An 8,086-nucleotide genomic window follows, 5' to 3' on the forward strand; every position below is an offset into this window, starting at 1 on the left:
TCATCTACGCCATGAAGGAGCGCATCAATTTCATCCTGTGACAGTAAATCCTGCATACGTTGTCCTGCCGCTGAAAAGCTTGCCCGTTCGGGCTCTATTACAATCTCTATTGAACTATCTACTGAGCTCTCTACTAAACTCTTTACTGAACCACAAAGTTCTTAAACAGCACACGGTTAACTGCGGGCTCGCCTTCCTGCTCCAGCACCTGGTTAACCGTGGCCAGCATATGGTCGGCCAGGCCCTTCCGGCCTTCAGGTGTTTGCAGCTTCGTAAAGCTGCTGTTACCAAGCACCATCACCAGCTGACTGCGAATCAAAGGCATATGCAGCTTTGTGGCAGCCAGTGCTTCGGGGTCTGTTGCCCCAAAAGCCACGTAGGCCTGGGCGTATCGCTGGCGCCCTTCACCTTGCACAGTCGTGACCAGAGCCTTGTCGATTTCCAAGTAAACGCTGGGGGTAAAGGACTCTTCTGCAACCTCACTTTCTGCTCCAGAATCGTCGCCCATTCCAGGCAGCCCGCCACCAAGGAACCATAAGGTTCCTGCAACCGACAATGCAATCGCCAGTAACACCACCACAGTGAGTAGGATAATGAGCTTCAGTTTACCTTTTTTTGCCGGTGCTGCCTCAGCCGCGCTGTTTTGTGCCATAGTAATTTTTCGCCAGAAATCCGTCGATGAAGGTCGTTTTCCATGACTTTTACAGATTGACTGCAAAGGGCGGGCCAAAAGACCCAACCCTCCACTCAGGGTCGCAGTTTAGCGTTGCATGGAAGGATGGGCAAAGCAGATTGGTGCACCGCGCTCAGCATAAGCCGCCAAGCACTCAGGCAAAAATATCGACGGCGCCATTCCAGCTCAAATCAAGGCTGCCGGTGTGTACCTCTCCGTCACCATTTTCGGCACCGGAAAGTACTGTGTCCGAGCCAGAAGAGGAACCGTCTCCCTCGCCAGTACCCTGTTCTCCCGACTGGTTCTGAGAGTTACTAGAAACGTCGAACTGAGCCAGAGCAAGCCCCTGCTCACCCAGCATGTCACGCAGCCGGTGCGAATGTAGCTCCAGCTGATCTCTTACGACCGGATTGGCTGCGTGCACGGTGATGTTGGCCTGATCATTCTGAACGCGAACACGAACTTCCATTGGCCCCATATCAGGAGGGGTCAGATGTATTTCTGCAACCGACAGGTTTTTGGCGGTGAGCCAACTGAGCTTCCCCATCAGCTTGTCTCCCCACTCGGCGTGGTTTACAGGCACATCCACCGATGTCGCGTAACTCCGCAGGGGTACCTGAGCTTCAGCTGCCAGTTTACCAGCGGTATTGGCGCTTTGCTGGGTAACCAAATCCATAGTGGATTCGAACCGAGTGCCGTTCAGTAGACTGGAGGCATCCAAGACACCCGCTTTCTTTCCCGCTGCTGGCATCAAGGCATCTGTCAGCTGCAGGCCAGACATCAACCCACCGGTCCCCGCCTGCCCAGGTTTGCCACCAGTAAGCCCGGCAAACAACTCAGCGCCCGGAGCCATTGCCGCGTTGTTCGCGGTCTGTCCGGTTGCAGGCTGCAACAACGCCTGCAACTCTGCGAAGGTCAACGGCGTTGTTGTAGCTTCCATTTCAGGCGCTACTTCCAGGCTTTTTTCGCCAACAGCCTTATCAGCCACATGGCTTTCGCCCTTGGCGGCCGCCTTAGTGCCCTTGCCCGACTCACCAGCTCTTCTGGCAGGCTCAGACTGGTTCGCTGGATGTGTGCTGTCTTCTTTGCGGGACTGTTTGGCATCGGCTTGCCGAGACTCATGATTACGCTCGGTTTGCTGGCGATGGAGACGCTTTTGCTCCGCACGGGAGACGGAATCGTACCGGCTTTCACCGGCACTGCTGTCACGACCGGCACCGGTTTTCGATGCGCCGGCATCGTTCTGCATCCCTGGCGCGGGAGTCTGGGGGAGAACCGTCTGTGTCATGGCAACCTCTTGCCGCTTTTGATCTGTAGATGCCTGATTCAGCCTGTTTCAAGACTGATATTTCGGCGGTTTCCCAAACAGTTGCAAAAGCAATGCCAGCCAGGCGCTGGCGTCACCTGACAAACCTATCCGACACCCCGTGCCATCAACGCGTGAAGCCCCTCAGTCACCCGATGAAATTCTGCCTCAATGGCATCCAACACCGGGGCAACGTCATCCAGGCGTTCGTCCTGCCCGGCTTTCTCCGCTTCCCGACACAGTTCTCCAAGGCGTGGAGCGCCAATATTGATACAACTACCCTTAAAGCTATGAGCCGTTTTGGCGAAAGCATCTGCGTCGCCATCGCTCAAAGAAGCCTTTAGACTCGCAATTCGCTCACTCGAATCTTTAAGGTAGGTTTGGATCAGCATCTCAAACTCATCTTCCATTACGTCTTGAAGCTCTGCCAAAGCTTCTTCATCAAGGTGTGGAGTATCAACCATGACCAACTCCCTTGTTGCTGTTAAAAGTGCCAATTAAAAGTACCAGTCATAAACAACCTCCACCCGATTACCGTGCTCGTGAAACCTGATAGATTTTGCCAGCCGCTTTAGCAAAGCCAAACCCCGACCGCCATAACGAGGGCCACTCTGCGCCATCTCCGTGGCTTGCAGTACTGGATGGCTCTTAAAATCGAATCCTAGACCACTGTCTTCACACACAACACTCAGGCGCCCGCCCCAGTGCGTTAGTTCGTGATGAAAGCTAAACCGAACATAGTGACCACTCACCCTACCCAAACGCTCAGCGCGCTCGGAATAGTAGCGGTCAAAACCTTCTGGTGTGTATTTCCACTCAGAAGGCAACTCAAGCACGCCGTGTTCCAGCGCGTTATTGTACAGTTCGGAGAGCAGAGTATAAATTTCTCCGCTTTTGCGTCTCAGTCCCGGCACCTCCATACAGATATGAAGCAATAACGGCAAAGGGTTGAACTCCCCCAGCGTACGCTCTTGAATTTCATAGACACACTTCCATTCTGTCGGCCCAGCCAGAGTGGAAAGCTCAGCATTATCTGGCAGCGACGTATTGCCTGCCTCATTAACCATTTCCAGACAACAGAGCGTGAGATCGTCACCAAATTTTTGGTGACCAGTAAACTGCCGTATCCCATCCATGAGCGCATCAAACGGATGCCCCTCTGAGCCTCCATTTTCGATCGCAAGGCGCACCCCTTGCTCGCCAAAGAGCCTGCCTTCATGGTTGGCGCACTCCAGCACGCCATCGGTCATTAACAGCAGCCGATCACCGGGCTGGGATCTGACAGTTTCCATGTCCGCGTTAAACTGTTCAGCGCTAAGGATACCTAGTGGCAAATGCCTGGATGGCAAAATAAACCGCTCAGTAAACGAGCGCATCAGCCACATATCAGGCAAACCACCATTCCAGATACTCAGATGATTGAGCGCAAAATCCGCTTCAACCATTACCCCACAACAGAACATATCTTTTGGCAATATGCGCACGAGCTTTTGATTGATTTCCCGGAGAATGTCCGAACCATCAAACCCTTTGTTTGCCATGCCATAAAACGTTTCCGCCACAGGCATAGCGCCAATCGCAGCAGGTAATCCATGGCCAGTAAAATCTCCTGCAAATACAAGCATTCCACCAGAGGGGCGGGGAGATGCGAAGAGTACATCACCACTGAAAACAGATAGAGGAGACGCGTGATAGCGAATATTGGCAGCGTCCAGACACCCGGTGTGCGCAACGTTATCGAAGACCCGCCGCGCCACATGCTGCTCTTCCAGCAATTGCCGGTTGCGCTCATGCATCAGATCCCTCTGATCTGACAAAGCTTGGTGCATTTGGCGCATTCGATTAAAGGCATTGATCTTGGCTTTGATCATCAGCCGGTTATAGGGTTTGCTGAGAAAGCCGTCTCCACCCGCTTCAAGACATCGCGCCAGATCCTCAGCCTTGGATAAGGAGGTAACAAAAATCAGCGGCACCAAACGCTCACCCGCAAGCCATTTGATCTGCCGTGCTGCCTCCATGCCGTCCATTGCGGGCATCAGCGCATCAAGCAACACGATATCTGGATCCCCCGATCGGAAAAGTGCCACAGCTTCCTGACCATTGGCGGCATCCAACACGTCATGACCAAGGCGCTTGAGCAAGGTTTTCAATATTAGGCGATCACTGTCGCTGTCGTCCGCAATGAGGATTTTTAAGGGGCCACTTTCCGCTGCAGACTCATCCATGAAAGGTTCCGGTGGCAGGGGGGCAATCACCGAATGGTGAACAGTTGCTCGAAATTGGAAATAGTTAAAATCTTACGGACATCGTTGTTGCAGTTCTCAATGGCGATGTTGGCATTGTCACCGCCGGCATAATCTCTCAGCAGGAGCAACATACCCAGCGCAGAGCTATCGAGATAGGTTGCATCTGATAAATCCACAATATAGCCACCGACACTTGTACCGCCATGCTCATACGCATCGCGAAAGGCTTGATGGGTACTGAAATCAAAGCGCCCTTCTATTTTGATAATTAAAGTCTGACCGTCTTGACTGCGGCGAGTCTGAATCGGCATCCGCAAAACCTCCGGTGATGTTCGCTGAAACATCCGGCCGCCAAGGTTCATAGCGGCCCGTGCTTATATAAGAATAGCCCAGCACCGTCAGTTTGCATGGGTTTGCGATTAATTCACTGCACGCATTAGCGGCGACGACGCGCAAAAGCACGGCCTGCCGCTTCATCAGACAACTTCTGCTCCTGCAGATCCTGAGCCCGAGACTCTTGTTGGCGGCAGGTTTCGATGTATTTTTCCATGCCTCGCCGGCGCTCCCAGGCTCGCTGCCATTCCTGCCGGCGAGCATCAAAAACAGCCTCAGCCTGATCCAGCTGCTTTTGTTGCTGCAGAATAACCTGATCAAGCTGGGCAATAAACGCCTGCCAGGCCTGCAAACGGCTGACCGGCACCACGCCATGCTGGCTATTACGAATCTGATCCCGGTATTCCTGTTGATAGCGGTTCAGGTTTCCTACCTGCTCGTTATGCTGCTCCACCAGCTCTCGGGCTTTGCCCATGTGTTCCAGCGCTTCCTTTTCCTTTCGCTCTTCCAGAGCAAGCACCACGGCCAGGCGCTGGGAACGCAACATTAACCAGCACCTCGGTTGACGTTAGTGGCTGCAGAATCAGGAACGGCGGATTTACGGCGATCTGGCGAGCGTCGCTCTGGCACAACGGATAGCAACCCCTCAATACTGTCGGGCAGCGAAGCGCGCTCGTTTAGACCTTGCTGCAGGAACTGGCGCATATTGCTTATATGAGTGATGGCAAAGTCGGTTTCTGGGTCGGAACCTTTCACGTATGCACCAACACTGATCAAATCTCGGGCTTGTTGATAGCGCGAATACACCTGTTTGAAGCGCTGAGACCGGGCAAAGTGCTCGGTATCCGTCACCTGCGGCATCACCCGGCTGATAGAAGCCTCAATGTCTATGGCCGGATAATGCCCTTCTTCCGCCAACCGGCGAGAGAGCACTATGTGGCCATCGAGTATCGCTCTGGCCGCATCTGCAATAGGGTCTTGCTGGTCGTCGCCTTCAGTAAGCACGGTATAAAACGCGGTAATGGAGCCGCCTCCGGGCAATCCGTTACCTGTACGCTCCACCAGCTGCGGCAGCTTGGCAAACACGGAAGGTGGGTAACCCTTGGTGGCCGGGGGCTCACCAACCGCCAGCGCAATTTCCCGCTGGGCCTGGGCGTAACGGGTTAGCGAATCCATCAGCAAAAGCACCCGCTTGCCTTTGTCGCGATAGTATTCGGCAATTCGTGTGGTGAGCATGGCTGCTCGCAGACGCATCAGGGGTGAGTCATCGGCGGGAGAAGCAACCACGACCGATCTGGCCAGCCCTTCATCACCTAGAATGTCTTCAATAAATTCCTTAACTTCCCTGCCCCGCTCACCAATCAGGCCAACCACGGTAATATCGGCATCGGTAAACCGGGTCATCATGCCCAGCAACATACTTTTACCAACACCACTGCCAGCAAAAAGCCCCAGACGCTGGCCCTGCCCCACAGTGAGTAACGAGTTAATCGCCCGAATGCCCACATCCATAGACTGCCGCACGGGGGCGCGATTAAGAGGGTTAATAATTTCGCCGGTAAGAGGCACCCGCGCTTCGGCCTGAAGCGGCCCTTTGCCATCGAGAGGTTCGCCACTGCCATCCACCACGCGGCCCAACATAAGGGGGCCAACTGGGACCCGACTGGCAGAGGACAGCGGAACCACTCTCGCGCCCGGCTTCAAGCCTTCAATAGCTGTCAGCGGCATGAGGTAGACTTTATCATCCTCAAACCCCACCACCTCGGCTTCAACAGTACCCGTACCTTCCCCTTTGATCACACAGCGATCACCCACCACCATGGGGCAGCCGACGCATTCCAGCGTCAGACCTACCATTCTGGTCAGGCGCCCTGAAAGCTCGGGTTCTGGAGTCTTTCGCAAGTAAGCTTGATATTGATTCAGACGATCAGCCAGGGAGGTCGTCATCACGCTCGCCTTCGATGGGGTTGTCTTCAATGGGGTTGTCTTCAATGGGGCTGTCTTCGTTCGAGGTATTACCCGGCGTGCTCAGCACATCTCGATGGAAGTCCGTTAGATCATCCATCAATAGGCCTAACTCGTCAGGCTCGCCGTTTTCACTATCATCTGCCTGCTGTTCAAGCATGGTCTGCACAGCGCGTTGAAAGCGTTTTTCCACGGTGAAATCGACGAGGCTATTGCGGGTTTCAACCCGGCAGCCACCAGGTAATACTTTCTCATCCTCCACAACGGAAGCCGTCGCTTCAAAACGTTCTGCCACTTCACGAACCGCACTGTAGTCGTCCGGATGAACATGCACGCGAACGTTCTCCGCCGTTGAGGGCAATGCCTCAACAGCCCGACGTACCACCTGTCGGATTTGTGAGGAATCAATCGTCAGTTCGCGATACACCACCGCACGGGCAAGTACCATGGTGAGGTTTACCAGTGAGGTTTCAAGCTCATCTTGGTGCTGGCGAATGGGCAAAAGCAACTCGCCCAGCATGTGTTCCAGCCGCTCTTGATTTGCGGTTACGCTAGCATAGGTTTCTTCGTAGCCATCATTCCGTCCGCGCTCTTTTCCTTCAGCCAGCCCGGCCTCTAACCCTTCCTTGTGGCCCTGCTCGTAACCCTCAGCGCGGCCTTCCTGCATACCCTGCTCCCGACCTTCAGCCCGTCCATCTTCCTGCGCAGCCTGGCGAATTTCAGCGATATCCCCTGCCGTCAGAGGTTTGACACTTCGTTCCTCCTCTCGAGCAACCTCGTTGCCACGGGCATCCAGCAACGGGAGCTCCCACCGCTCGTATGCAGTTAGTTGCTCTTTGGGGATACGACTGGAGTCTCTAGAGAGATCTTTAGAAGAGTCTTTCATCACATCATTTCTTCACCGGCACCACCGAGCGTAATTTCCCCCGCTTCAGCCATGCGCCGGGCAATGGTAATAATGTCTTTCTGGGCCGATTCTACTTCGCTGACCCGCACCGGGCCCTTGGCTTCCAGGTCGTCCTGCAATAGTTCGGCTGCGCGTTTGGACATGTTCTTGAAGATTTTCTCCTGAACACCGTCATCGGCACCTTTAAGGGCAACAACCAACACTTCTGAGGACACTTCACGCAACAGCGCTTGGATACCCCGGTCATCAATATCCTTGAGGTTATCAAACACAAACATCAGGTCTTCGATGGTGGTCGCCAGGTCTGGATCCATATCCTTGATGGAGTCCAGCAGAGTGCCTTCAATGCTGCGATCCATAAAGTTCATGATGTCCGCCGCGCGCTTTACACCACCTATGCGACTGGTCTGGGCCGCTGAGCCGCCAGAGAATTGCTTCTCCAGAATGTCGTTCAGTTCTTGCAGAGCTTGCGGCTGAATACTCTCCAGTGAAGCAACCCGCATCATCACGTCGAGGCGCACTTTGTCATCAAGAGTTGCCAGTATTTCGGCGGCCTGATCCGGATCGAGATAAGAAATAACAATGGCCTGAATCTGCGGATGCTCGTAGCGGATGATATCGCCAACGGCTCTTGGCTCCATCCATTTCAACGTGTC

9 protein-coding genes are annotated in these 8,086 nt (G+C 54.1%); all 9 read right to left on the minus strand.

From position 1 onward, the window contains the following. Positions 1 to 142 precede the first annotated feature (142 nt). Positions 143 to 652: a flagellar basal body-associated FliL family protein gene (locus ACTH3S_RS16960; protein ID WP_441810193.1), complete on the minus strand. Its 510-nt coding sequence runs from the start codon at positions 650 to 652 to the stop codon at positions 143 to 145. A gap of 175 nt (positions 653 to 827) precedes the next feature. After that, positions 828 to 1,961, minus strand: coding sequence for a flagellar hook-length control protein FliK (locus ACTH3S_RS16965; protein WP_441810194.1), 1,134 nt, complete (start codon positions 1,959 to 1,961; stop codon positions 828 to 830). Positions 1,962 to 2,086: 125 nt separating this feature from the next. Beyond that, positions 2,087 to 2,443 carry an Hpt domain-containing protein gene (locus ACTH3S_RS16970; protein ID WP_441810195.1) on the minus strand — a complete coding sequence of 119 codons (357 nt, stop codon included), beginning with the start codon at positions 2,441 to 2,443 and terminating at the stop codon, positions 2,087 to 2,089. 33 nt (positions 2,444 to 2,476) lie between these two features. Next, a complete protein-coding gene (locus ACTH3S_RS16975; RefSeq protein ID WP_441810196.1) occupies positions 2,477 to 4,204 on the minus strand; it encodes an ATP-binding SpoIIE family protein phosphatase in 1,728 nt (575 codons plus the stop codon). A 26-nt stretch (positions 4,205 to 4,230) separates the two neighbouring features. Continuing rightward, positions 4,231 to 4,536, minus strand: coding sequence for an STAS domain-containing protein (locus tag ACTH3S_RS16980; protein WP_441810197.1), 306 nt, complete (start codon positions 4,534 to 4,536; stop codon positions 4,231 to 4,233). Between the two features lie 125 nt (positions 4,537 to 4,661). Next, the gene (gene fliJ, locus ACTH3S_RS16985; RefSeq protein WP_441810198.1) at positions 4,662 to 5,105 is read right to left on the minus strand and encodes a flagellar export protein FliJ; all 444 of its coding nucleotides are present in this window, start codon (positions 5,103 to 5,105) and stop codon (positions 4,662 to 4,664) included. Beyond that, entirely contained in the window at positions 5,105 to 6,505 is a 1,401-nt protein-coding gene (fliI, locus tag ACTH3S_RS16990) for a flagellar protein export ATPase FliI (RefSeq protein WP_441810199.1), read from the minus strand. Before fliI ends, fliJ begins: the two co-directional genes overlap by 1 nt. Then, complete coding sequence (locus ACTH3S_RS16995; protein WP_441810200.1) at positions 6,486 to 7,409, minus strand: flagellar assembly protein FliH; 924 nt, start codon at positions 7,407 to 7,409, stop codon at positions 6,486 to 6,488. The genes fliI and ACTH3S_RS16995 overlap by 20 nt, the downstream gene beginning before the upstream one ends. After that, a partial coding sequence (gene fliG, locus ACTH3S_RS17000) for a flagellar motor switch protein FliG (RefSeq protein WP_441810201.1) occupies positions 7,409 to 8,086 on the minus strand: 678 nt, incomplete at its 5' end. The genes fliG and ACTH3S_RS16995, both read right to left, overlap by 1 nt.

The organism is Marinobacter sp., from assembly GCF_052094685.1.
Lineage (GTDB): Bacteria > Pseudomonadota > Gammaproteobacteria > Pseudomonadales > Oleiphilaceae > Marinobacter.